The organism is Streptomyces sp. NPDC093065, assembly GCF_044754585.1.
Classification (GTDB): domain Bacteria; phylum Actinomycetota; class Actinomycetes; order Streptomycetales; family Streptomycetaceae; genus Streptomyces.
On sequence record NZ_JBIVPJ010000017.1, the window covers coordinates 57,782 to 81,814 of the forward strand.

The window sequence follows — 24,033 nt, forward strand, 5'->3', positions numbered from 1 at the left end:
GCGGTGGCCCCCGGGGCGAGAGCGCCGGACGGTGCCGTCGCGGTGGACGTCCGGACGGTGGCGGCACGGCGAACGGCGGTACGCGTCGGGTTCTCCCCTCCGGTCGGTACGCGGGGCACCCGGTGGCTGTCCCACCGCCTGCGAACCACCCGGCGTGACGCGTCCTCGGCCGGTTCAGCCCGCCTCGTCCGCCAGCTCCGCCACACCCGTGACCCGGTGCAGCGGATAGGTGCGCACCTCGTCCGCCGTGTGGTCGTACGCCGTGACGAAGCCGCCCTCGACCCGGATCGGCGCGATCACGCGCTGGCTGGCGGCGCCCTCGGCGTTCACGTAGCCGATCCACAGCGCCTCGCCGGTCAGGACGGCCGCCTGCATCGTGGCCAGCGTCTCGGCGGCGCCCGTACGGGGCAGTTCGCCGCCCGGCGCACCGCCCTCGCCGCCGCCGTCCCCGGGGCCCGGTCTGCGCGGAGCCGTCGAGGCCAGGTCACCGGCGCGCACGGCCCGGACCGCCGCCGCAAGCAGTGTGTCGTCGGGAGCCGGCGGACCGTCCGGGACCGGCTCCGGCGCCGCCCGCGGCGGGGTGCGGTGGGAGTCCGCGCGGGCGATCAGCACATCACCCGCGGCGGACTCGGCGGCCGGCGCGAACCCGATCGCGCGCAGTCCCTCCAGCAGCGCCGCCGGGTCGGCCTGCGCGGCCAGCACGGTGGGCGCCAGACGGCGCAGGCCCAGGCCGGCGGCCCGCCTGTCGGCGAGGATCTCGTCCAGCGTCGCGTCGTCGTCGCAGCGCACGTACGCCGAGGCGGCGCCCACCCGCAGCCGCCCGTGCCGCCGGGCCACGTCGTCGATCAGGTACGTCAGGGGCTGCGGCACCGGCGTACGGGAGTGCCGGGCGAGGAACGCGTGCAGGTCGGCGGCGCTCTGCCCGGCGTCCAGGGCGCGGCGCACCGACCCCGGCGTGAACCGGTAGACGGTCGCCCCGCCCTTGGACTCCACGTCCGCGAGCACCCCCAGCACGTCGGCCAGCCCGCGCTCCAGCGGCCCCGGCGCCACCGCCGTCAGGTCGGCCTGGAGCAGCACGTGGTCCAGCGGCTCCGGGAAGAGCGGTGCCAGCAGCCGGGCGGCGGTCGCGGTGGCGGCGGCCCGTTCGGCGGCGGTCGGGGGAGCGGCCACCGGGGGCGTGCGGTGGTGGTGGACGGGGAGTTTGTCGCCCGGACCCTCGGGTTCCGCCTCCGCCGCCGGACGGGGTGCTTCGGGGGCGCCGATCAGGGCCCGCCCCGGCGCCGCCAGCGCACCGCGCCCGGTGACGCCCAGCAGCTCGGCCTCGGACAGCGTCCACCGGGCGATCCGGCTGCGCAGGTCGTCGTCGCGGGCCTGTCCCGTCTCCCGCGTCCGTCCGCCCTGCGGACCCCGCAGGGGGCGCTCCCAGCGCAGCCGGGCCAGCACCGACTCCTCGACGGGCGACGCCCCCTCCGGCAGCCCCGCCAGCAGGGCAAGCACCCGGTGCCGCACCTCCGGCGCCGCCGAACGGTCCAGGTTCGGCCCCAGCGCCGACAGCGTGCGGTCCTTCGCGTCCCGCCCGCCGACCACACCCGGCGTCCGGGTGGCCGTCAGCCACGCCCCCACCAGCCGCGCCCAGCGCTCGGCCGGCGGCAGCTCGCGCCACTCGTCGTACGCCGGGGTCGCCGCGTACCGCTCGTCGGCCTCGCCGTCCGAGGCGATCAGCCCGGCCCCGTAGGCCAGTTCGACCCAGAACGCGGCGACCGGCTCGGGCACGTCCAGGGCGACCGCGGTCCGCTTCAGGTCGCGCACGCTCAGACCGCCCGCCCGCAGCACCGCCGGGCCGCCCTCGTCCCACTCCTTCAGCAGCTCGTCGACCGTCGCCAGCGCCGCGAGGGCCTGCCCGGCCGCGGTGGCGTCCACAACCTGTGGACGGTGCGACGCGGCGGTCTCCACCGGCGGCGGCACCGGCTCCGGCGCCCGGTGCGCCCGGCCCGCGCGCAGGTGCAGGGCGACCTCGCGGGGCAGCACGACCGTGCCGGGCGCCGTCGGCAGCAGCAGGCCCCGGTCGAGCAGGGCGCGCAGGTGCGCCGCGGGATCGTGGGTGACCTGGCCGTACGGCGGCCCCCACACCAGCCGGGCCAGCACCTCCCGCGACTCCTCGGACAGCTCGGCGAGGAGCGCGGCCATCCGCCGCCGGTCGGAGAACAGGGCGCCGAGCGCGGACACAGCGGAGACCGAGTCGTGGGTCGAGGGCAGACCGACGGCGCCGAGGATCTCCTGGATCCGGCCCGGCGACATCCCCGCCGTCGCCTCCCGCACCGTCGGGCCCAGCCCCGTCGGGGACGGGTGCTGCGCGGAGGGCGCCAGCAGCTCACGGGCGGTGCGCACCAGCCGCAGCCGGTCGTCGGCGCCCCACACCAGCGCCTGTTCGCGCAGCAGGGCCGCGGCCCTGGGCAGCGCCGCCGCGACGGCCGGGTCCTGCTCGTCGCCGCCCATCAGGGCCAGCAGCTCGCCGTACGACGCCGGGTCCGGCGCCACGGCCAGCGCCTCCGCCGTCTGCAGCGCGAACCGGTCCAGCCGCTCCAGCGCCCGTACGACCGAGGCGCGGGTACCGGCGCGGGTGGCGAGCTGGGTCAGGTCGGTCGGCACGGGAGTGATGAGGTCGGGACGGCTGCGCAGGAGGGCGGCCAGCGAGACGTCGTCCCGCACGCGGAGCGCCTCCGCGAGGGACCGGGGGGCCGCGGACTTCTCCTCGGTGCTCATCCCGCTCACGTTAGCGGGTGGGTGCGACGGCGGAGGTGTGTGTGCGCGGGCGCGGTGCCGTCGGCCGGACGGGGAAGATTCGGTACCTTCGTCCGACGGGGTACGACGGATACCGCAACGCACCGCCCCGGAGGGGAACGTGGGGATCGAGAGCGACCAGGTCGTCTTCGAGTATCTGAGCCGTGTCGGCGACGTGGCCCAGCAGCGGCAGCTGCCGTCGGCCACCCGCATGCGGCTGGTGTCGGAGCTGCGCAACGAGATCGACCGGCACCGTGCGAAGACCACCGTGGACAGCCCCGCCGCCGTCCGCCGCATCCTGGACCGGCTCGGCGACCCCGACGACGTCGTCACCGCGGCGGGCGGCACGGGCGGCGTACCGGCCCGGGCGCCGGCCCCGACGGCGGTGCCCGAGCAGCGGGACCCCGAGCCCCGCGACACCGGGCGGCGCAAAGACCGGCGGCGCCCCGCCGCCGAGCCCCCGGCCGGGCCTCCCGCTCCCGCTCCTCCCCACCTGGCGGGTGCACGGGAAGCGGGCGCCGCCGGCGACGGGCATCCGGACTGGTGGCGGGTCGACGACGGCCCCTTCGCCGGTACGGGCCTCGGCGACAGCGTCCCCGGGTTCGTCGGCGGCGTCGAGATCCCGGAACTGCTCAGGAAGCCGCCGCTCGCGGAGGACGGGGCGGGGAGGGAGGACGCGCCCGCCGCGAAGCCCCCCGGGGCCGCGGCGCTGGTGGAGGCCGACGACCCGGCAGCCGGGACGGCGCCGGGGACCGGGAACCGCCGCCTGCCCCGCCTGTGGCCCGAGGGCGGCTGGAACAACCCCCTGCTGCTGATCGCCGCGGCCCTGCTGATCGCCGGCGCCGTGCTCGGCAGCCTCGTCCCGCTCGGCCTTGGCTGGCTGATCGCCTACCTCTCCCGCCGGCTGACCCCGGCCCAGTCGAAGTGGGCGGTCCTGGGCCTGCCCGGCACGGTCGCCGCGGCCGGTGCCGTCTGGCTGTGGGGCCGTACCGAGGGCCGCTGGGGCGACCCCGTCACCGAGGGCCACCTGAACGAGGCCGTCGCCGACACCTGGCCCTGGGTCCTGCGCACCGCCGCCGTGGCCACGGCCCTCTACCTCCTGTGGCGAGCCCGCCGCCCCCGCACCTGACCGTGCCTGCACCTGTCCGGCCCTGTGCCTGACCGGGGTCCGCCCGACCGGCCCCGTGCACGACCCGCTCCGCCGAGGGCCCGGCACAATGGGAGCCATGTCCACCTCGACCCGCCCCGCGCCCACCGTCGGTTTCGATCTCGACATGACGCTGATCGACTCACGGCCCGGCATCCGCGCCTGCTACCTGGAGCTGAGCGCGCGCACGGGGACGTACGTCGACGCCGACCTGGCCGTCACCCGGCTGGGGCCGCCACTGGCCGAGGAGCTGGCCCACTGGTTCCCCGCCGGGGAGATCGAGGCCGTCGCCGACCTGTACCGGGAGATGTACCCGGTGTACGCGATCGAGCCCACGCTCGCGCTGCCCGGCGCCCGCGAGGCCGTCGCCGCCGTGCGCGAGGCCGGCGGGCGGGCGGTCGTCGTCACCGCCAAGTACGAGCCGAACGCGAAGCTGCACCTGGCGCACCTCGGCATCGAGCCCGACGCCGTCGTCGGCGGCCTGTGGGCCGAGCAGAAGGCCGTCGCGCTGCGCGAGCACGACGCGGACGTCTACGTCGGCGACCACGTCGGCGACGTACGCGGAGCCCGCGCCGCGGGCGCCCGCTCGGTGGCCGTGGCCAGCGGGCCGTGCGACGCGGCGGAGCTGCGCGCGGCCGGCGCGGACGTGGTCCTCGCCGGTCTCACGGACTTCCCGCGGTGGCTCGCGGCCTACCGGGACGGCGAGGGCGACGCTGGGGGACTCGACGCGGCCCGCGCCTGACGCCGCCCGGCGGCGACCGACCGGAGCACCCCGGCACCGGCGACCAGGAAGCCCACCCCCATCAGCATGCTCAGCCCGAACATGTAGGTGGGGAAGGGCGTCGTGCCCAGCAGCATCGGGGCCACCGTGACCAGAGTGGCCACGGCGCCGGCGAAGAAGACGATCGCACCGGCGCGGATCAGCCGGTCACCGGGCGCGGCGGAATTCGTTTGGGTTTGTTCACGCACCCGACCAGGGTAGTTCCCAGGTCTGGAGAACAGCCGGGGGACGTCTTGTCACCCGCCCGATCACCATTAGCCTGGGTACCGGCGGGTCAGGACGACCCGCCCGAGTGCTATCAAGAGCCGTTTCCGAGCAGTTTTCCCGACGAGCACGAGGACGAGGACAGACGTGCCTACCGGCAAGGTCAAGTGGTTCAACAGTGAGAAGGGCTTCGGCTTTCTCTCCCGTGACGACGGCGGTGACGTCTTCGTCCATTCCTCGGTCCTCCCCGCCGGAGTCGAGAGCCTGAAGCCCGGGCAGCGCGTCGAGTTCGGTGTCGTCGCCGGACAGCGTGGCGACCAGGCGCTGTCGCTCGCCCTGCTCGACCCGGCCCCCTCGGTCGCGGCCGCGCAGCGCAAGAAGCCGGACGAGCTGGCCTCCATCGTGCAGGACCTGACGACCCTCCTGGAGAACATCACGCCGATGCTGGAGCGCGGCCGCTACCCCGAGAAGACGGCCGGCAAGAAGATCGCCGGGCTGCTCCGCGCGGTCGCGGACCAGCTCGACGTCTGATCCTTCCGCCCCGGTCGTCCTAGGGGAACGCCAGCGCGTCCGGGCCGAGGGCGGGTACGAGTCCCTCGGCCGCCGCGCGGGTCAGCAGGCCGCGGATCGCCGCGTAGCCGTCCTCGCCGAGGTCGGCGGTGAACTCGTTGACGTACAGCCCGATGTGCTGGTCGGCGACGGCCGGGTCCATCTCCTGCGCGTGCTCCATGACGTACGGCCGGGACGCCTCCGGGTCGTCCCAGGCCGCGCGGACGGAGGCGCGGACGGCGTCGGCGAGGCGCGTCAGCGTCTCGGCGCCCAGCGAGCGCTTCGCGACGATCGCGCCGAGCGGGATCGGCAGCCCGGTGGTGTGCTCCCAGTGCTCGCCCATGTCGGCGAGCTTGTGCAGCCCGTAGTTCTGGTACGTGAAGCGCGCCTCGTGGATCACCAGGCCCGCGTCGACCTTGCCGTCCCGCACGGCCGGCATGATCTCGTGGAAGGGCATGACCACGATCTCGCCGACCCCCCCGGGCACCGTGTCCGCCGCCCACAGGCGAAAGAGCAGATAGGCGGTGGAGGTCTCGCTGGGCACCGCGACCGTGCGGCCCCGCAGGTCGGCGTCGGCGTCCCGGGTCAGCACCAGCGGGCCGCAGCCCCGGCCCAGCGCGCCGCCGCAGGGCAGCAGGGCCCAGTCGTCCAGGACGTAGGGCAGCACGGCGTAGGACACCTTCAGTACGTCGTACTCGCCGCGCTCGGCCATGCCGTTGGTGACGTCGATGTCCGCGAACGTCACGTCGAGGGCGGGGGCGTCCGGGACGCGGCCGTGGGCCAGGGCGTCGAAGACGAAGGTGTCGTTCGGGCAGGGGGAGTACGCGATCCGCAAAGTGTCAGCGCTCATGTGGGTTCCAACTCGTGAGGACGGGGGCGAGCTTCCCGAAGGCGTCCGTCAGTGCCGCGAGGGCCTCGCCGATGCGCCAGGCGGCGCGGTCGCGCGGGCCGACCGGGTTGGAGACCGCGCGCAGTTCCAGCACCGGTACGCCGTGCGCGGCGGCGGCCTCGGCGACGCCGAAGCCCTCCATCGCCTCGGCCAGCACGCCCGGGTGGCGTTCGCGCAGCAGCGCGGCGCGTTCCGCGGTGCCGGTGACGGTGGACCCGGTCAGGACGGTGCCGGGGCGGGCGCCGGTCGCGCCGGCGACGGCGGCGACGAGGCCGGCGGGCGGGTGGTGGGTGACGGTGCCGAAGCCGAGGTCGGTGACCGGCAGGAAGCCGTCGGCGGTCTCGGCGCCCAGGTCGGCCGCGGTGATCGTGTCGGCGACGACGAGCGAGCCGACGGGCGCGTGCGGGGCGAAGCCGCCGCCGATGCCGGCCGAGACGACCAGGTCGTAGGGTGCGGCGTCGAGGGCCGCGGCGGTCAGGGCGGCGGCCGCGGAGGCGGCGGCGCGGGCCGGACCGACGCCGGCGGCCAGCAGGTCCCAGCCGTCGGGCAGCCGGTGCAGGGCGATCCCGGGACGGGACACCTCGGTTCCCGGCGCCGGGAACGCCCGGGCCACCGCGTCCCGTTCGGCGGGGACCGCGGTGGCCACGAGGAGGTGCACGGAGGACGTGGGCGGTCAGTCCTTCTTCAGTTCGAAGACCCACACACCGGTGATGTTCTGGCTCTCGTCCTTGCCGTCCCGGGCCGCGACGGCGACGTTCGTCGAGTCGCCCTGGGCGCCGTACTGGGCGTTGAAGAACACGCTGCCGGGCACGGTGCGGTAGGTCTTGTCGCTGTCCTCGACCAGCTGCTGACCGTTCATCAGGATCGTCCAGTGCTTGTCGGCGATGTCCGGGTCGACGCCGAACCGGACGGTCTCGTCCTGGTCGACGGTGATGGACTTCGCGTCCTTGTCCTTCAGGCACTTGGTGATCTCGTCGGGCGAAAGAGTCTTGCCCTCTCCGCCGCAGGTGGCCTCGGAGCTGACCGAGTCACTGCCGACCGTGATCGTCGAGATCGGGGTCGGGTCGTCACAGGCGGACAGCAGGAGAAGTCCGGCGGACACGGCGCCTGCGGCGGCGACGGCGCGGCGGCGTCGCACAACGCGGTGTCCGAGAGCGGCGGTGCCGCGGGGCAACGTGGTCATGGCGGAAGGCTATACGGCGCTCCCGTCCCGCCCCCCACCTGGGTACGGCGTGGCGTGGTCACGCCACTCTCGGCCGAGTCCTGCCTCCGTGCCGCGCCGAGTCGAGCAGTCCCCGTACGGTCGTCAGCCACCCGGCGGCGATGATCGCGGCGGCCACCGAAAGGCCCAGCGTGCCGTTGAGCGGCAGGACGATGCCGACGGCGCCGCCGAGCACCCAGGAGACCTGGAGCAGCGTCTCCGAGCGCGCGAACGCCGATGTGCGCACCGGCTCCGGCACGTCCCGCTGGATCAGCGCGTCCAGCGACAGCTTGGCCAGGGCCTGCGCGAACCCGGCCACCGCCGCCAGGCACGCCACCAGGAAGGCGCTGAAGAACACCGCGGCCACCACCGCCGTGCCGAGCACGATCACGACGACCGTCACGATGATGATCTCCGGTGCCCGGGAGCGCAGCCAGGCGCCGACCGCCGTGCCCAGCGCGTTGCCCGCGCCGGCCGCGACGCCCACTGTCCCGAGCGAGACGGCCGCGCTCTGGCCGGTCATCGGGTGCACCCGCAGCAGGAACGCCAGGAAGAAGATCAGGAAGCCGGTCAGGCAGCGGATGGCCGCGTTGGCGGCGAGCGCGTGGGTCACCGCCGGGCCCACCGTGCGCAGCCCGGGACGCCTGCCCCGCTTGCGCAGCGGCCCCGGCAGGTGTCCCTCGTCGGCGGCGAGCAGGGCCCGGTCCTCGCCGCGCGCCGAGTCCACCTTGCGCGGCAGCGTGAAGGACAGCACGGTGCCCGCCACGAAGATCACGAAGGCGCCGTACAGCGGCCAGCGGGGCCCCACCTGCTGGAGCCCCGCGCCGATCGGCGCCGCGACACCGGTGGCCAGCAGTCCGCAGAGCGTGACCCGCGAGTTCGCCTTGACCAGGGAGACCTTGGGCGGCAGCAGCCGCGGCACCACGGCGCTTCTGACCACGCCGTACGCCTTGGAGGCGACCAGGACGCCCAGCGCGGCCGGGTACAGCTCGATGCCGCCGGTGACGACCGCGCCGGACAGCACCAGCGCGAGCACCGCGCGGGCGCCCATCGCGGTCGCCATCGCCGCGCGGCGGCCGTGCGGCAGCCGGTCCAGGAGCGGGCCGATCACCGGTGCGAGGAGCGTGAACGGCGCCATGGTGATGGCGAGGTACAGCGCGACCCGCCCGCGCGCCTCGTCGGTGGGCACGGAGAAGAAGACGGTGGAGGCGAGCGCGACGGTGATCATCACGTCGCCGGCGCCGTTCACCCCGTGCAGCTCGATCAGCTTGCCGAGGCCCGACTCGCCGGCGCCGTGCGCGTGCGTCGCCCGGCGGATGCCGCGCGCGGCCCCGGTCACCGGCAGGCGCAGCACCCGGCCGACCGCACGGAACCGGGAGCCGGGGCCGCGCCCACGGCTCCCGCGCTTGAACTCCGTCCGTGCGGCTGCCACCCCGTCATAGTGCCCCGTGAACGGCGGCTGTAGCGTCGATACGGCACGTATGGCGGTGATCGGGTCGGGTGACACCGGCCACGGCACCACCCGGGAACGCCGGACCGTACCCCGCCGAAACTCCCGTCGGTGTAGGCCCAGCGCACATGAACAGGTAGCGTGCGTAGCGCGCCGTGGCGAACGTTCTCGGCCGCGCGCCTTACGGCCATCCCGCAGAATGGATGACGTAGGTGCGCCCGAGCGCGATCGGGCGCGGACGTCGACGCGGTCCACAGGTCCGCTCCGTCCGCCCCTCGCAGGCAGCGGCGCACTCGTGAGACGGCGTATGGAGAGAAGCGATACCTGTGAGCGCAGCGACAACGCGAAGCCGCACCCCTGACCGTCTGTGCGCCGAGGCCGTCGACCTCGCCCGCGCCGCAGCCGAGGAGGCCGCCGCACCCGGCGTCGTCGGCGAGCACGAGGGCATGGTCTCGGAGGGCGACCGGGTCGTCACGCACTTCTTCGCCTCCAAGGAGATGGGCTATCGGGGCTGGCGCTGGGCCGTGACGGTGGCCCGTGCCTCCCGCGCGAAGATCGTCACGGTGGACGAGGCGGTGCTGCTGCCCGGCCCCGACGCGCTGCTGGCCCCCGAGTGGGTGCCGTGGAGCGAGCGGCTGCGCCCCGGCGACATGGGGCCGGGCGATCTGCTGCCCACCGACGCGGAGGACCTGCGCCTGGAGCCCGGCTGGACCGGCGAGGACGAGCCGCCGCCGAACTCGGCCGTCTCCCACGAGATGGCCGACCTGGTCGAGGCCGAGGACGCGGAGGTGACCGCCGGGCCGCCCGCCGAGCTGTCCACCGTCCCGGCGCGCGGCACGATCTCGGCGGTCGCCGAGGAGCTGGGCCTGCGCCGTACCCGGGTGCTGTCCCGGTACGGGCTGCACGTGGCCGCGGACCGCTGGGAGGAGGGCTACGGCCCGAAGACCGCGATGGCCCAGGCGGCGCCCGCCTCCTGCGTCAGCTGCGGCTTCCTCGCCCGCATCGGAGGCTCGCTCGGACAGGCCTTCGGGGTGTGCGCCAACGAGTTCTCCCCGGCCGACGGCCACGTGGTGTCGCTGGCCTACGGGTGCGGCGGGCACTCCGAGGCGGCGGTCATGCCGAAGCCGCCGCGGGTGGCTCCGCCGGTGATCGACGAGACGCGGGTGGATCCGTTTCCGCTGCGGCCGGCGTCGGACTCCGGGTCGGTTCCGGTGGCGGAGGACCAGGCGTCGGCGGAGCTGGGGCATTCGTAGGGTGCGGGTGCGTGGTGGCTCGCCTCCCCGGGGGCTGTGCCCCCGGACCCCCCTTCGGCCTTGACGGCCTCGTCCTCGAACGCCGGACGGGCCGGATGATGCCGGCCGGGGCCACACAGCATCGGACGGGCTGAGTGGGCGGTACCTTCGTGGTCCGTCGATGAGGAGAGTCACCGTGAGCATGTTCGTACGGCCTGCCGCCGAGGACGCGGACCCGTTCGGTACGGCACGTCTGCGGCGCGGGGTGCTGGACGCCTGGGCGACGAGCCCGGCCCGGTTCCGTGAGGACGCCAACGCGGAGGAGGACCTCGTCCTCGGCGGCTACCGCGACCGGCTGGTCGTCGAGCTCGCGCAGAACGCCGCCGACGCCGCCGCGCGCGCCGGTGTGCCCGGCCGGCTCCGGCTGACCCTGCGCGACGGTGTCCTCGTCGCGGCCAACACCGGTGCGCCGCTGGACGCGGCCGGCGTCGAGTCGCTGTCCACGCTGCGCGCCTCCGCCAAGCGGGACGCGGTGGACGGCTCGGTCGGCCGGTTCGGGGTCGGCTTCGCCGCCGTCCTGGCCGTCACCGACGAGCCCGCCGTCGTCGGCCGGCACGGCGGGGTGCGCTGGTCGCTGGCCGAGGCCCGCGACCTGGCCGCCGACACCGCCCGGCACAGCCCCGGCCTGGGTGACGAGATCCGGCGGCGCGACGGACACGTCCCGCTGCTGCGGCTGCCGTTCCCCGCCGAGGGCAGCGCCCCCGACCCGTACGACACGGCCGTCATCCTCCCGCTGCGCGACACGGCCGCCGCCGACCTCGCTGAACGGCTCCTGCACGCGGTGGACGACGCCCTGCTCCTCGCCCTGCCGGGCCTGGAGGAGGTGGTGATCGAGGCCGGGGACGAGGCACGCACCCTCTCCCGCCGTACCGAGGACGCCCTGACCGTGGTGGAGGACTCCGCGCACGGCGTCACCCGCTGGCGCACCGCCGCCGCGCACGGCCCCCTCACCCCCGACCTTCTCGCCGACCGGCCGGTGGAGGAGCGGCTGCGCCCGCACTGGTCGGTGACCTGGGCGGTGCCCGTGGACGCCGACGGCGCTCCCGTCCGCCCCCGCACCAGCCCCGTGGTCCACGCGCCCACCCCCAGCGACGAGCCGCTCGGCGTGCCCGCGCTGCTCATCGCGTCCTTCCCGCTGGACGCCACCCGCCGGCACACCGCGCCGGGACCGCTGACCGACTTTCTGACGGAACGGGCCGCCGACGCCTACGCCGGGCTGCTCGCCGACTGGCGGCCGGTCGGCGCCGGTCTCATCGACCTGGTGCCCGGCGCGCTGGGCCGGGGCGAACTGGACGGCGCGCTGCGGCAGGCGGTCCTCGGCCGGCTGCCCCGCACCTCCTTCCTGCCGCCCGCGCTTCCCTCCGGCGGCCGGGACGAGGAGGACGACCTCCCGGAGTCCCTGCGCCCCCGTGACGCCGAGGTGGTGGAGGGCGCGGGCGCCGACACCGTGCGGGTGCTGGCCGAGGTGCTGCCGACGCTGCTGCCCGCCGGTCTCGAACGCCGCGCCGAACTGCGCACGCTGGGCGTGGCCCGGGTGCCGCTGACGGACGCGATCGACCGGCTGGCGGGCCTGGAGAAGGCCCCCGCCTGGTGGCGCGGTCTCTACGACAGCCTCGCCGGGGTCGACCCCGACCGGCTCTCCGGACTGCCGGTGCCGCTGGCCGACGGCCGTACGACCATCGGTCCCCGGCAGGTGCTGCTGCCCTCCCCGGAGGCCGCCTCCCTCGACCCGGAGGTCCTGACCCGCCTCGGCCTCAAGGTCGCCCACCCGGACGCCGCGCATCCGCTCCTGGAGAAGCTGGGCGCCCTCCCGGCCACCCCGCGCGCCGTGCTCACCACCCCGCAGGTCCGGGCCGCCGTCGCCGCCTCACTGGACGACGAGGGCGCCGCCAACTGGGAGGACGACGCTCTCGACGCCGAGGAACTGGCCGACACCGTCCTCGGCCTGGTCCGCGACGCCGGACTCGACCCCGGCGACGAGCCCTGGCTGGGCGCCCTCGCCCTGCCCGACGAGGACGGCGAACTCTCCCCGGCGGGCGAGCTGGTCTTCCCCGGCGGGCCGTTCGCCCAGGTCATGCGCGAGGACGAACTCGCCGCCGTGGACACCGAACTCGCCGAGAAGTGGGGGTCCGAGCCGCTGGCCGCCTGCGGGGTGCTCGTCACCTTCGCCCTCGTCCGGGCCACCGACGTCGTCCTCGACCCCGACGAACTGGAGCCCCGCGAGGGGGACTTCGCCGACCCCGATGACGCGGGACTCCTCGACGCCGTGGACGTGTGGAGCGAGGACGTCCTCGACCGCTTCCCGGACAGTCCCGTCCCGCCGGTCGCCACCGAGATCGTCGCCGTGCGCGACCTCGACCTCGTGGACGACGACCGCTGGCCCGAGGCGCTCGCCCTGCTGTCCCGGCCGCCCCTGCGCGACGCGCTGGTCCAGCCGGTGCGGATCCTGCTGCACGACGGCACCCACGAGGTCGTACGGCCGTACACCGCGTGGTGGCTGCGCGGGCACCCTGTGCTCGGCGGACGCCGCCCGGCCGGTCTGCGCGCGGCGGGCGGCGACCCGCTGCTGCGGGGCCTGTACGAGGAGGCCGACGCGACCGGCTTCGAGGACGAACAGGTGCTGCGGGCCCTCGGCGTGCGCACCTCGGTCGCCGCCCTCCTCGGCGAGCCCGGCGGCGCGGCCGAACTCCTCGACCGCCTCGCCGATCCCGACCGCCCGGTCACCGCCGCCCAACTGCACGCCCTGTACGGCGCGCTGGCCGACCTGGACCCGGATCAGGTCACCCTGCCGGACGAGGTACGGGCCGTGGTCGACGGGCGGGTGGCGGTGGTGGACGCCGCCGACGCCGTGGTGGTCGACTCGCCCGACCTGCTGCCCTTCACCTCCGGCGTCCCGCTGCTGCCGGTCCGCCCGGCCCGCGCCGCCGAACTGGCGGAACTCTTCCAGGTGCGGCGGCTGAGCGAGTCCGTCACCGGCCGCGTCGACTCCGAGGGCACGGAGCACGGCGTACCGGAGCCGGTACGGGTGCTGCTCGGGTCGCGGACCCCCGCGTCGTACGTGGAGCACGAGGAGCTGGTCGTCGACGGCGTGGAGATCGACTGGCGGCTGACCGACGACGGTGTGCTCCACGCGGCCACGCTGGAGGGCGTGGCCGCGGGTCTCGCCTGGGCGGCGGGGCAGTGGCCGCGCCGCTTCGAGGTGGCGGCGCTCCTGGAGGACGAGTCGCGCACCGACGAACTGGCCCGGGACCGCTGGTTCGACTGACCCGGGCCGCGGCCGGTCAGCCCGAGGACTCCCGCGTGGCCCCGGAGGGCGCGTCGGTGAGCGCCTCCAGTTCGCGGGCGAGGGACTGCGCGTCGTAGGGGCCGGTGTGTCTGCGGTCGCCGACGAAGAACGTCGGTGCGCCGCGGACACCGCTCGCCTCGGCGCCGGCGGCGTCCTCGCGGACCCGGACGGCCGTCTCCTCGGCGGCGAGGTCGCGCAGGAACCGCTCGACGTCGAGCCCGAGGTCGGCGGCGTAACCGGCGGTGTCCTCGTACTCGAGTTCGTCCTGGTGCTGGTAGAGCAGGTCGTGCATCTCCCAGAAGCGCCCCTGGGCCTCGGCGGCGACGGCGGCCCGTGCGGCGAGTTCGGCGTGCGGGTGGACGTCGGTCAGCGGCAGGTGGCGGAACACGTAGCGGAACCGGTCGCCGAAGCGCTGCCGCAGTTCCTTGGTGACGCCGGTGGCGTGCGCGCAGAAGGGGCACTCGAAGTCGCCGTACTCCACCAGGGTCAGGGGTGCGTCGGCGGGACCGAGGATGTGGTCCCGCTTCGGATCCACCGGGCGGTCCAGGTACCGGGGCAGGTCGGCGTCGGTCTGGCCCTTCAGCCTGGCGGCCAGACGGAACACCACCCAGCCGGCGAGGGTCGCGAACACCGCCGCGAGCAGTACGCCGACGGTCGCCCGGGCGCGGGCGTCCGGGTCCTGGAAGGCGAGCCCGACGATCAGCAGGGACACGGTGAACCCGAGTCCGGACAGCGCGCCACCGCCCAGGACGTGACCCGGCGCCACCCCGGTCGGAAGCCTGCCGATGCCGAACCTGGTGCCGAGGGCGGCGCCGCCCCAGATGCCGAGGAGCTTGCCGCCGACGAGACCGACGACCACCGCCCAGGTGAGGGAGGAGCCCAGCGCGTCGGTCAGGACGCCGTCGCGCAGGTCGACTCCGGCGTTGGCCAGGGCGAACACGGGGACGATGAGATAGCTGGACCAGGGGTGGAGGACCGTCTGGAGCCGTTCGTTGACGGAGACGGCCTGCTGGAGTCCCCTGCGTGCCGTCTTGCCGACGTCGGCGAGGGGCGACTGGCGGAAGGCGCGGAAGAGCCGTGCCGCCTGCTCCACCCCCTCCCGGGAGGGCTTGCGGGCGGGGATGAGGAGACCGCCGAGCATGCCGGCGATGGAGGCGTGCAGGCCGGCGTGGAGGGTGGCCAGCCACATGACGAGGACGATCAGCACGTACGGGGCCGCCCGCCAGACGCCGAAGCGGGTCAGCGCCGACAGGACGACGCCGAGGACGAGCGCGGCGATCAGCTCCGGCACGTTGATGCTGCCGGAGTAGACCACGCCGATCACCGTGACGGCCACGATGTCGTCGATGACGGTGATGGCGAGCAGGAAGACCCGCAACTGGGTGACGAACCGCGGGCCCACCACGGCGAGCGCGCCCAGCATGAACGCCGTGTCGGTGCCGATGACGACGCCCCAGGCCCGCGCGGCCTCGCCCCCGGGTGCGATCGCCAGGTACAGCACGACGGGGACGAGCATGCCGCCGATGCCCGCCAGGCCCGGGATCACGATCCGGCGCCGGTCGTTCAGCGAGCCCACGGAGACCTCGTAGCGCACCTCCAGACCGATGACGAAGAAGAACAGGGCCATCAGTCCGTCGTTGACCCAGTGGCTCAGGTCCATCGACAGCCGGGCGTCGCCGACGGTGACGGACGCGTCCGTTCCCCAGAGGGCGGTGTACGCCTCCGACCAGGGAGAGTTCGCCCATACCAGGGCAACCGCCACGGCGGCGAGGAGCAGTCCGGCGCTGCCCGCCTCGGTCGCCATGAAGGCCCGCACCGGAGCCGACAACTGGGCCGCCAGCTCTCCTTTGCGTGACTGTGACTGCGAGTCGGCGGTCTTCTTTCCGCGAAGGTTCATCAGGAGCATGTCTCCGATCACATGGGTCGGCGGACTCCATACTCCTTGAATTCCGAACGAAACCACGAATGACCGGCCGGCTCCGGCGTCACACCGGAAGCCTCCGGTCCACCCACCGCCACGCCAGCTCCAGCACGCCCGCACCGGCCACCGCGATGCCGACGGCAGTCCACGGCATCGTCACCCCCACCAGCTTCAGTGCGAAGAAGTTCTGCAGCCACGGCACCGCCAGGACCACCACGAAGGCCAGGCCCATCGCCGCGACCAGGGCCACGCGCCACCACGTGTAGGGGCGGGCGATGATCGCCAGGACCCACATCGAGATCAGGAACAGGGTCAGCGTCGCCGCGCTGGTCTCCGCGTCCAGCGCGTCCGGGCCGGTGTAGTGCTGCCGGGCGACGAGGTAGGTCACGAAGGTCGCCGCCCCGGCCACCACCCCGCCCGGGATCGCGTACCGCATCACGCGCCGTACGAAGTGGGGCCTGGCCCGCTCCTTGTTCGGGGCGAGGGCCAGGAAGAAGGCGGGGACGCCGATGGTGAGCGTCGAGAGCAGGGTGAGGTGGCGGGGCAGGAACGGATACTCGACCTGCGAGCAGACCACCAGGATCGCGAGGAGCACCGAGTACACGGTCTTCACCAGGAACAGGGTCGCCACGCGCGTGATGTTGCCGATGACGCGGCGGCCCTCGGCCACCACCGACGGCAGCGTGGCGAAGCTGTTGTCGAGCAGCACGATCTGCGCGACCGCGCGGGTCGCCTCCGAGCCGGATCCCATCGCCACGCCGATGTCGGCGTCCTTGAGCGCGAGGACGTCGTTGACACCGTCGCCGGTCATGGCGACCGTGTGGCCCCGTGACTGGAGGGCGCCGACCATGTCCCGCTTCTGCTGCGGGGTGACCCGGCCGAACACCGTGGCCTCGTCCAGGGCGCCCGCCATCTCCTCCCGCTCGGCGGGCAGCCGGCGCGCGTCGACGGCGGACCCGGACAGCCCGAGCTTCGCGGCCACCGCGCCGACCGACACCGCGTTGTCGCCGGAGATGACCTTGGCGCTCACGTCCTGGTCGGCGAAGTAGCGCAGGGTGTCGGCGGCGTCCGGGCGCAGCCGCTGCTCCAGGACGACCAGGGCGGTGGGCTCGGCCCCCTCGGCGGCCCCGGACTCGTCCAGTGCGCGTCCGGCGCGGGCCAGCAGCAGGACGCGCAGGCCCTGCTCGTTGAGCCGTCCGGTCTCGGCCAGCGCCGGGTCGTCCTCGGCCAGCAGCACGTCCGGGGCGCCCAGCAGCCACGTGCTGGACGTGCCCTCGCCCTCGTCGAACGTGGCGCCGCTGTACTTGCGGGCGGAGGAGAAGGGCAGCGAGCCCGTGCACCGCCAGGTACCGGCGGAATCGGCCACCGGATAGGCGTCGACGATCGCCTGGAGGGAGGCGTTGGGCCGCGGGTCGGACTGGCCGAGGGCGCCCAGCACGGTGCGGACGTACGCCTCGTCGGCGCCGCCGAGCAGGCGCAGGCCGGTGACGTCCATGCCGCCCTCGGTGAGGGTGCCGGTCTTGTCCAGGCAGACGGTGTCGACGCGGGCCAGTCCCTCGATGGCGGGCAGCTCCTGGACGAGGCACTGCTTGCGGCCCAGGCGGACGACGCCGATCGCGAAGGCGACGGAGGTGAGCAGGACCAGGCCCTCGGGGACCATGGGCACGATGCCGCCGACGGTGCGCGCGACCGAGTCGTCCAGCTCGTTGTCCTTGGCGAGCAGCTGGCTGAGTATCAGGCCGATCGCGGTCGGGACCATCATCCACGTGACGTACTTGAGGATCGTGGAGATGCCCGAGCGCAGCTCGGACTGGACCAGTGTGAAGCGGGAGGCCTCCTCGGCGAGCTGGGCGGCGTAGGCCTCGCGGCCGACCTTGGTGGCCCGGAAGGCGCCGCCGCCCGCGACCACGAAGCTGCCGGACATCACCTGGTCGCCGGGCTGCTTGACCACCGGGTCCGCCTCGCCGGTCAGCAGGGACTCGTCGATCTCCAGCCCGTCCGCCTCGACGCACACCCCGTCGACGACGGCCTTGTCGCCGGGCCCGATCTCGATGACGTCGTCCAGCACGATCTCGGAGGTGGAGACCTCGGCGGGCTTCCCGTCCCGGCGCACCGTCGGCCGGACCTCGCCGATCAGGGCCAGCGAGTCGAGGGTCTTCTTGGCCCGCCACTCCTGGACGATGCCGATGCCGGTGTTGGCGAGGATCACGAAACCGAACAGGCTGTCCTGGATCGGCGCGACGAACAGCATGATCACCCAGAGCACGCCGATGATCGCGTTGAACCGGGTGAAGACGTTGGCGCGGACGATCTCGGCCAGGGAGCGGCTGCTGCGCACCGGCACGTCGTTGACCTGGCCGCGCGCGATCCGTTCGGCGACCCCGGCCGCCGTGAGGCCGGTCACGGGCGAAGACGTGTCAACGGCGTGCGCGGGGTGCGCGGGGTCGCGTCTGTCCGCGTCGAGGTGCGTCATGCATTCGACGGTACGTGCGGTTTTACGGCTTCACCCATCGAGTGCGGAGAAGATCCACCCTGGGTACGAGGCGTACCGGCGCGGTGTGCTGCCCTGGTACTACTTCCGGCTCCAGGCGCTATGCGGTGGGCCGGTCCGCCTGCGCGCCCTCGGCGTCCCGCGGTCCCTGTGCGGTGGCGTCCCTTTTGATCGCGGCGTCGCGCCCCCGGACGTACCAGATGCCGATCAGGCCGAGGCCGGCCCCGGCCAGGCAGGTCCACACCCACCAGGTGTGCCCGTGGTCGTCGAACCAGCCGTAGAAGGGCAGCTGCACCAGGAAGAGGACGAACCAGAGGATGGTGCCGCCGACGATGGTCGGAACCACGGGGCCCTCCAGGGGCTCCGGCGCCTCGTGCGTGGGTGTCCACTTCGTCATGCGTACAGCTTACGAGGAGCGTGCGAACGGGTTGACGGCGCGGCGCCACACTGCGGCTGCGCGGGTCTACGCGCGGAGATAGCGATCAGTGGCTCATACGTTCATACTGAACCCGTTTGTCTCTGACCGCTTTCATTCGTAGAAAACACCAATAGGAACACCGACAAGGCCGTGGGGGAACCTGTTGGTGCATGAGGTCCCGCATGTCCACCTCGGCCACCGCCAAGGTCCCCCCGTCCCCCGAGCCGCCGGAGGACCGGCGGCCCCCGCAGAACGGCCTCGACCGTTACTTCAAGATCTCCGAGCGCGGCAGCACCCTGCCCCGTGAGATCCGCGGCGGCTTCGCCACCTTCTTCGCGATGGCCTACATCATCGTGCTGAACCCGATCATCCTGGGCAGCGCGAAGGACATGTACGGCAACCAGCTGGACAACGGTCAGCTGGTCACCGCGACCGCGCTGACGGCCGCGTTCACCACCCTGCTGATGGGCGTCATCGGCAATGTCCCGATCGCGCTCGCCGCCGGCCTCGGCGTGAACTCCGTCGTCGCCCTCCAGCTCGCCCCGCGGATGTCCTGGCCGGACGCCATGGGCATGGTGGTGCTGGCCGGTTTCGTCGTCATGCTGCTGGTCGCCACCGGTCTGCGGGAGCGCGTGATGAACGCCGTGCCCTACAGCCTGCGCAAGGCCATCGCGATCGGTATCGGCCTCTTCATCATGATCATCGGGCTCGTCGACTCCGGCTTCATCACCCGGATTCCGGACGCCGCCCAGACCACGGTCCCGATCCAGCTCGGCACCGGCGGGCACCTGCACGGCTGGCCCGTCCTGGTCTTCGTGCTCGGCGTGCTGCTGACCCTCGCGCTGATCGTCCGCAAGACCCCGGGCGCCATCCTCATCTCCATCGTGGTGATGACCGGCGTCGCGATGATCATCAACGCCGTCACCGACATCCCGTCCTGGGGCCTGACCACCCCCGAGTGGCCTGGCAACCCGGTCGCCACGCCCGACTTCGGGCTGGTGGGCGAGGTCAGCCTGTTCGGCGGGTTCGGCAAGGTCGGCGTGCTGACCGGCGTGCTGTTCGTCTTCACCGTGCTGCTGTCGTGCTTCTTCGACGCGATGGGCACGATCATGGGCGTCAGCGACGAGGCGAAGCTGACCGACGGCGAGGGCCAGATGCCCGGCATCAACAGGGTCCTGTTCGTCGACGGCGTCGCGGTCGCCGCGGGCGGTGCCAGCTCCGCCTCCGCCACCACCTGCTTCGTGGAGTCCACGGCCGGCGTCGGCGAGGGCGCCCGCACCGGCTTCGCCAACATCGTCACCGGCACGCTGTTCGCCCTGGCGCTGTTCCTCACGCCGGTCGCCACCATGGTCCCGTCCCAGGCGGCCACCCCCGCGCTGATCGCGGTCGGCTTCCTGATCCTGGCCGGGTCGATCAGGGAGATCGACTGGTCGGACTTCACGGTCGCCATCCCGGCCTTCGTGACGATGCTGATGATGCCGTTCACCTACTCGATCACCAACGGCATCGGCATGGGCTTCATCACCTTCTCGGTGCTGCGCCTGGCGGCCGGACGCGGCCGCGAGGTGCCGGTGGCGATGCACGTGGTGTCGGTGGTCTTCGCCTTCTACTACCTGATGCCGGCCCTCGGCCTGACCTGATCCCGCGGGGTCAGGGCACCCCGTAGAACCGTTCCGTCTCCTCCACGGCGGACTGGAACCGCTCGTCGAAGTCATCCCGAATGAGCGTCCGGACGACATAGTCCTGGACGCTCATTCCTCTTTTCGCCGCATGGTCCCGGAGCCGGTCGAGCAGCTCCCTGTCCATCCGCAGGCTGAGCACGCTGGTCCCCATGAGCACGAGGGTCGCCCCGGTCCGCCGGGTGATGCTCCGATTTCCGGAATCGACTCACTCGTACGGGTGAACTGTGGGTTTCAGTGGCGGGCGTCACGGGCAAACGGGCGGTTGAGCGGTGGTATTTCGCGAGACTAATGAGTTACGCTAAGGAACATGCCGGACCTCAAGCATGGCGACGACGCCGCCGCCGTGAACTCCCTGCGCTCCGCCGTGATGCGGTTGTCCCGTCGGCTCAAGCACCAGCGGGTCGACGAGTCGCTCAGCCCGACCGAGATGTCGGTGCTGGGCACCCTGTCCAACTGCGGCAGCGCGACCCCGGGCGAGCTGGCCCGCAAGGAACACGTCCAGCCGCCCTCGATGACCCGCATCGTGGCGCTGCTCGAGGCCAAGGGTCTGGTCCGGCTGGAGCCGCACCCCGAGGACCGGCGCCAGAAGGTCGTGACGCAGACCGAGCAGGCCGTGGTGATGCTCGAGGAGAGCCGCCGCAAGCGGAACGCTTTCCTGGCCACGCTGGTCGAGGGCCTCGACGAGGACGAGTGGGCGAAACTGCGCGCCGCCGCCCCCGTGCTGGAGAAGCTCGCACACAAGTAGGCAGTTCTCGCGAGGAGGCGAACCTTTTTGAGTACGGGATCCGGAGCAGCTTCCGCCCCCGCACCTGACGGCCAGGACGACCCGACCACCCGCACGCCCGACGCCTCTCGCGCGACCAAGGGCTCGATGTTCTCCTCCCTGAGGGTCAGGAACTACCGCCTGTTCTTCCTGGGCCAGGTCGTCTCCAACATCGGCACCTGGATGCAGCGCATCGCCCAGGACTGGCTGGTGCTCAGCCTCACCGGCTCCTCGGCCGCCGTCGGCATCACCACCGCCCTGCAGTTCCTGCCGATGCTGCTCTTCGGCCTCTACGGCGGCGTCCTCGTCGACCGCTGGCGCAAGCGGACCACGCTGCTGTTCACCCAGTCCGCGATGGCCCTGTCCGCGCTCGCCCTCGCCGTCCTCACCCTCAGCGGCCAGGTCCAGGTCTGGCACGTCTACGTCGCCGCCTTCGCGATGGGCCTGGCCACCGTGCTCGACAATCCGGCCCGTCAGTCCTTCGTCTCCGAGCTGGTCGGCCGGGACCAGCTGCAGAACGCGGTCAGTCTGAACTCGGCCAACTTCCAGTCCGCCCGCCTGGTCGGTCCCGCCGTCGCCGGTGTGATGATCACCGGCGTGGGCACCGGCTGGGCATTCCTCGCCAACGGCCTGTCCTTCGTCGCGCCGCTCAGCTGCCTGCTGCTGATGCGCGCCCGCGAGCTGCACGTCGTGCGGCGCACCCCGCGCGGCAAGGGCCAGCTGCGCGAGGGCCTGCACTACGTCGCCGGCCGCCCCGAGCTGATCTGGACCATCGTGCTGGTCGGTTTCATCGGCACCTTCGGCTTCAACTTCCCGGTCTTCCTGTCCGCCTTCGCCGACGACGTCTTCGACGCGGGCGCCGGGGCGTACAGCCTCTTCAACACCCTCATGGCCGTCGGCTCGCTGGCCGGCGCCCTGCTCGCCGCCCGCCGCGGCACGGCCCGGCTGCGCGTGCTGATCGCGGCGGCGCTCGGTTTCGGCGCCCTGGAGATCGTGGCGTCGGCCGCGCCCGAGCTGTGGCTCTTCGCGCTGCTGATGGTCCCGATCGGTGTCTTCAGCATGACGGTCAACGTCACCGCCAACACCAGCATCCAGATGTCCACCGACCCGGCCATGCGGGGCCGCGTGATGGCGCTGTACATGATGGTCTTCCTCGGCGGCTCCCCCGTGGGCGCCCCGATCGTCGGCTGGGTCACCGACACCTACGGCGCCCGGGCGGGCTTCGCCGCGGGCGGCGCGGTGGCGGCGAGCGCCGCACTCGTCATCGGCCTGGTCCTGGCCCGGGTCGGCAACCTGCGCCTGTCCGTCGGCTGGCACCGCGGCCACCCGCAGGTCCGGTTCGTGCCGCGCAAGCGGCAGGAGGCGCTGGCACCGGTGGCTTAGGGGCTCGGGAATCCCGCGGCCCGGGCGGCGGGGCTCTGCGAGGCTGGCGGCATGAGACTGTTCGCCGCCGTGCTGCCGCCCGAGGACGTCACCGCCGCGCTCGCCGACGAGGTGGCCGCGCTGCGCCGGCTGCCCGGCGCGGACGGACTGCGCTGGACCGGCCGCCCGGGATGGCACCTCACCCTCGCCTTCTACGGCGAGGTCGACGACGACCTCGTACCCGGCCTGTCGGCCCGGCTGGAGCGGGCGGCCCACCGCACCCCGCCCTTCGAGCTGGCGCTGCGCGGCGGCGGCCAGTTCGGGCGGGGCCGGGCGCTGTGGGCGGGCGCGGAGGGCGGCCTGGCGACCCTGCGGCTGCTGGCCGAGCGCGCCGAGTCGGCGGGGCGCAGGGCGGGCGTCGCGACGGGGGAGCACCGGCGCTACAAGCCGCACCTGACACTGGCCCGCAGCAGGCAGCCCTTCGACGTACGCCCCTGCGTCGAGGCGCTGGCCGGCTTCACCGGCCCCACCTGGACCGTGACCGACCTGGCACTGGTGCGCAGCACCCTGCCGGACTCCGGCGTGCCGGGCGAGCAGCCCCGCTACGAGGCGGTCGCCCGCAGTCCGCTCGGCGCCTCCGGTTAGGCTCGGGGGCGTGGACCCGAAGACCCGAAACCGGATCATGGCCGGTGTGCTCGTGCTGATGCTCGTGGTGGTGGCGTTGGCGGCGGCCCTCGGCTGACCCGCCTGCGGGCGGCCGCCCCCGCTCACCCCACCGCCGCTACCAGGCGAAGGCCTCCGGCGAGGGCCCCGGGCCCGGGAAGATTTCGTCGAGCCCGGCCAGCAGCTCCTGCGACAGCTCCAGCTCCACGGCCCGCAGCGCCGACGCGAGCTGTTCGGCGGTGCGCGGACCCACGATCGGACCCGTCACGCCGGGCCGGGTCAGCAGCCAGGCCAGCGCGGCCTCGCCGGGCTCCACCCCGTGCTTGTCGAGCAGGTCCTCGTACGCCTGGATCTGCGCCCGCTTCGCCGGGTCGGCCAGGGTGTCGGCCGCGCGCCCCGAGGCCCGGCGCCCGCCCTGGACCTCCTTCCTGATGATCCCGCCGAGCACCCCGCCGTGCAGCGGCGACCACGGGATGACGCCCAGTCCGTAGTCCCGCGCGGCCGGGATCACCTCCATCTCGGCGCGGCGCTCGGCCAGGTTGTACAGGCACTGCTCGCTGACCAGCCCGATGGTCCCGCCGCGCCGGGCGGCGGTCTCGTTGGCCTGCGCGATCTTGTACCCGGGGAAGTTGGACGACCCGGCGTAGAGCACCTTGCCCTGCTGGACCAGTGTGTCGATCGCCTGCCAGATCTCGTCGAAGCCGGTGGCACGGTCGATGTGGTGGAACTGGTACAGGTCGATGTGGTCGGTCCGCAGCCGCTTCAGGCTGGCGTCCACCGCCCGCCGGATGTTCACCGCGGACAGCTTGTCGTGGTTGGGCCACGCCTCGCCGTCGGCGCCCATGTTGCCGTACACCTTGGTGGCGACGACGGTCCGGTCGCGCCGGTCGCCGCCCTGGGCGAACCAGTTGCCGATGATCTCCTCGGTACGGCCCTTGTTCTCGCCCCAGCCGTACACGTTGGCGGTGTCGAAGAGGTTGATGCCGGCGTCCAGCGCCGCGTCCATGATCGCGTGGCTGTCGGCCTCGTCCGTCTGCGGACCGAAGTTCATCGTCCCGAGGACGAGCCGGCCGACCTTGAGTCCTGTGCGTCCCAGCTGCGTGTACTTCATGGTCCCCAAGCCAACGACTTGGAGTGCGCTCCAGGCAAGCGG

Annotated in this window: 20 protein-coding genes; 9 read left to right on the forward strand and 11 right to left on the reverse strand. The window is 73.7% G+C overall.

Going from position 1 to position 24,033, the window contains the following annotated elements:
* Window positions 1–174: 174 nt before the first annotated feature.
* Complete coding sequence (locus tag ACIQFU_RS26500; protein WP_402554672.1) at window positions 175–2,763, reverse strand: helicase-associated domain-containing protein; 2,589 nt, start codon at window positions 2,761–2,763, stop codon at window positions 175–177.
* A 139-nt stretch (window positions 2,764–2,902) separates the two neighbouring features.
* Between ACIQFU_RS26500 and ACIQFU_RS26505 the strand changes: the two genes are divergently transcribed.
* Entirely contained in the window at window positions 2,903–3,910 is a 1,008-nt protein-coding gene (locus ACIQFU_RS26505; RefSeq protein WP_402554673.1) for a hypothetical protein, read from the forward strand.
* 97 nt (window positions 3,911–4,007) lie between these two features.
* Complete coding sequence (locus ACIQFU_RS26510; protein WP_402554674.1) at window positions 4,008–4,670, forward strand: HAD family hydrolase; 663 nt, start codon at window positions 4,008–4,010, stop codon at window positions 4,668–4,670.
* On the opposite strand, the gene ACIQFU_RS26515 is transcribed toward ACIQFU_RS26510, so the two are convergent.
* Window positions 4,619–4,897, reverse strand: coding sequence for a hypothetical protein (locus ACIQFU_RS26515; protein WP_402554675.1), 279 nt, complete (start codon window positions 4,895–4,897; stop codon window positions 4,619–4,621). The two genes, ACIQFU_RS26510 and ACIQFU_RS26515, sit on opposite strands and share 52 nt — an antisense overlap.
* 163 nt (window positions 4,898–5,060) lie before the next feature.
* Between ACIQFU_RS26515 and ACIQFU_RS26520 the strand changes: the two genes are divergently transcribed.
* The gene (locus ACIQFU_RS26520) at window positions 5,061–5,444 is read left to right on the forward strand and encodes a cold-shock protein (protein WP_003974650.1); all 384 of its coding nucleotides are present in this window, start codon (window positions 5,061–5,063) and stop codon (window positions 5,442–5,444) included.
* Window positions 5,445–5,463: 19 nt separating this feature from the next.
* Here ACIQFU_RS26520 and ACIQFU_RS26525 read toward each other — a convergent pair whose 3' ends face one another.
* Genes ACIQFU_RS26525 through ACIQFU_RS26540 form a run of 4 tightly spaced genes read right to left on the reverse strand, consistent with a single transcriptional unit; the run spans window position 5,464 to window position 8,984 of the window.
* Window positions 5,464–6,312 carry a 1,4-dihydroxy-6-naphthoate synthase gene (locus ACIQFU_RS26525; protein WP_402554676.1) on the reverse strand — a complete coding sequence of 283 codons (849 nt, stop codon included), beginning with the start codon at window positions 6,310–6,312 and terminating at the stop codon, window positions 5,464–5,466.
* Entirely contained in the window at window positions 6,302–7,009 is a 708-nt protein-coding gene (locus ACIQFU_RS26530) for a futalosine hydrolase (protein WP_402554677.1), read from the reverse strand. The genes ACIQFU_RS26525 and ACIQFU_RS26530 overlap by 11 nt, the downstream gene beginning before the upstream one ends.
* Window positions 7,010–7,024: 15 nt before the next feature.
* A complete protein-coding gene (locus ACIQFU_RS26535) occupies window positions 7,025–7,534 on the reverse strand; it encodes a DUF2771 domain-containing protein (RefSeq protein ID WP_402554678.1) in 510 nt (169 codons plus the stop codon).
* A gap of 58 nt (window positions 7,535–7,592) precedes the next feature.
* A complete protein-coding gene (locus ACIQFU_RS26540) occupies window positions 7,593–8,984 on the reverse strand; it encodes an MFS transporter (protein WP_402554679.1) in 1,392 nt (463 codons plus the stop codon).
* Between the two features lie 344 nt (window positions 8,985–9,328).
* Here ACIQFU_RS26540 and ACIQFU_RS26545 point away from each other — a divergent pair, with 344 nt between their 5' ends.
* Both ACIQFU_RS26545 and ACIQFU_RS26550 read left to right on the forward strand, forming a co-directional pair.
* On the forward strand, window positions 9,329–10,255 hold the full coding sequence (locus tag ACIQFU_RS26545) for a DUF3027 domain-containing protein (protein ID WP_402554680.1): 927 nt from the start codon (window positions 9,329–9,331) through the stop codon (window positions 10,253–10,255).
* Window positions 10,256–10,430: 175 nt separating this feature from the next.
* Window positions 10,431–13,559 carry a sacsin N-terminal ATP-binding-like domain-containing protein gene (locus ACIQFU_RS26550; RefSeq protein WP_402554681.1) on the forward strand — a complete coding sequence of 1,043 codons (3,129 nt, stop codon included), beginning with the start codon at window positions 10,431–10,433 and terminating at the stop codon, window positions 13,557–13,559.
* 16 nt (window positions 13,560–13,575) lie between these two features.
* Here ACIQFU_RS26550 and nhaA read toward each other — a convergent pair whose 3' ends face one another.
* The 3 genes from nhaA to ACIQFU_RS26565 all read right to left on the reverse strand — a co-directional run bounded on the left by nhaA (window position 13,576) and on the right by ACIQFU_RS26565 (window position 18,389).
* Window positions 13,576–15,477 carry a Na+/H+ antiporter NhaA gene (nhaA, locus tag ACIQFU_RS26555; RefSeq protein ID WP_402554682.1) on the reverse strand — a complete coding sequence of 634 codons (1,902 nt, stop codon included), beginning with the start codon at window positions 15,475–15,477 and terminating at the stop codon, window positions 13,576–13,578.
* A gap of 88 nt (window positions 15,478–15,565) precedes the next feature.
* Complete coding sequence (locus ACIQFU_RS26560) at window positions 15,566–17,974, reverse strand: cation-translocating P-type ATPase (RefSeq protein ID WP_402554683.1); 2,409 nt, start codon at window positions 17,972–17,974, stop codon at window positions 15,566–15,568.
* A 118-nt stretch (window positions 17,975–18,092) separates the two neighbouring features.
* The gene (locus ACIQFU_RS26565; protein ID WP_402554684.1) at window positions 18,093–18,389 is read right to left on the reverse strand and encodes a DUF2530 domain-containing protein; all 297 of its coding nucleotides are present in this window, start codon (window positions 18,387–18,389) and stop codon (window positions 18,093–18,095) included.
* 203 nt (window positions 18,390–18,592) lie between these two features.
* On the opposite strand from ACIQFU_RS26565, the gene ACIQFU_RS26570 reads away from it, so the two are divergent.
* Window positions 18,593–20,050, forward strand: a complete 1,458-nt coding sequence (locus ACIQFU_RS26570; protein ID WP_402554776.1) for an NCS2 family permease — start codon at window positions 18,593–18,595, stop codon at window positions 20,048–20,050.
* A gap of 10 nt (window positions 20,051–20,060) precedes the next feature.
* On the opposite strand, the gene ACIQFU_RS26575 is transcribed toward ACIQFU_RS26570, so the two are convergent.
* Entirely contained in the window at window positions 20,061–20,249 is a 189-nt protein-coding gene (locus ACIQFU_RS26575) for a ribbon-helix-helix protein, CopG family (protein ID WP_102929817.1), read from the reverse strand.
* Between the two features lie 150 nt (window positions 20,250–20,399).
* On the opposite strand from ACIQFU_RS26575, the gene ACIQFU_RS26580 reads away from it, so the two are divergent.
* Genes ACIQFU_RS26580 through thpR form a run of 3 tightly spaced genes read left to right on the forward strand, consistent with a single transcriptional unit; the run spans window position 20,400 to window position 22,862 of the window.
* Complete coding sequence (locus ACIQFU_RS26580; RefSeq protein WP_003974639.1) at window positions 20,400–20,837, forward strand: MarR family winged helix-turn-helix transcriptional regulator; 438 nt, start codon at window positions 20,400–20,402, stop codon at window positions 20,835–20,837.
* A gap of 27 nt (window positions 20,838–20,864) precedes the next feature.
* Entirely contained in the window at window positions 20,865–22,238 is a 1,374-nt protein-coding gene (locus tag ACIQFU_RS26585; protein ID WP_402554685.1) for an MFS transporter, read from the forward strand.
* A gap of 51 nt (window positions 22,239–22,289) precedes the next feature.
* Entirely contained in the window at window positions 22,290–22,862 is a 573-nt protein-coding gene (thpR, locus tag ACIQFU_RS26590; protein WP_402554686.1) for an RNA 2',3'-cyclic phosphodiesterase, read from the forward strand.
* Between the two features lie 136 nt (window positions 22,863–22,998).
* Here thpR and ACIQFU_RS26595 read toward each other — a convergent pair whose 3' ends face one another.
* Window positions 22,999–23,991 carry an aldo/keto reductase gene (locus tag ACIQFU_RS26595; protein WP_402554687.1) on the reverse strand — a complete coding sequence of 331 codons (993 nt, stop codon included), beginning with the start codon at window positions 23,989–23,991 and terminating at the stop codon, window positions 22,999–23,001.
* Between the last annotated feature and the right edge of the window lie 42 nt (window positions 23,992–24,033).

Bases quoted from the DNA above. Each gene is read 5' to 3' on its own strand.
- ACIQFU_RS26525 (WP_402554676.1), bottom strand. From the start codon at position 6,312: ATGAGCGCTGACACTTTGCGGATCGCGTACTCCCCCTGCCCGAACGAC.
- ACIQFU_RS26500 (WP_402554672.1), bottom strand. From the start codon at position 2,763: ATGAGCACCGAGGAGAAGTCCGCGGCCCCCCGGTCCCTCGCGGAGGCG.
- ACIQFU_RS26510 (WP_402554674.1), top strand. From the start codon at position 4,008: ATGTCCACCTCGACCCGCCCCGCGCCCACCGTCGGTTTCGATCTCGAC.
- ACIQFU_RS26595 (WP_402554687.1), bottom strand. From the start codon at position 23,991: ATGAAGTACACGCAGCTGGGACGCACAGGACTCAAGGTCGGCCGGCTC.
- nhaA (WP_402554682.1), bottom strand. From the start codon at position 15,477: ATGAACCTTCGCGGAAAGAAGACCGCCGACTCGCAGTCACAGTCACGC.
- ACIQFU_RS26570 (WP_402554776.1), top strand. From the start codon at position 18,593: ATGTCCACCTCGGCCACCGCCAAGGTCCCCCCGTCCCCCGAGCCGCCG.
- thpR (WP_402554686.1), top strand. From the start codon at position 22,290: ATGAGACTGTTCGCCGCCGTGCTGCCGCCCGAGGACGTCACCGCCGCG.
- ACIQFU_RS26560 (WP_402554683.1), bottom strand. From the start codon at position 17,974: ATGACGCACCTCGACGCGGACAGACGCGACCCCGCGCACCCCGCGCAC.
- ACIQFU_RS26565 (WP_402554684.1), bottom strand. From the start codon at position 18,389: ATGACGAAGTGGACACCCACGCACGAGGCGCCGGAGCCCCTGGAGGGC.
- ACIQFU_RS26535 (WP_402554678.1), bottom strand. From the start codon at position 7,534: ATGACCACGTTGCCCCGCGGCACCGCCGCTCTCGGACACCGCGTTGTG.
- ACIQFU_RS26580 (WP_003974639.1), top strand. From the start codon at position 20,400: ATGCCGGACCTCAAGCATGGCGACGACGCCGCCGCCGTGAACTCCCTG.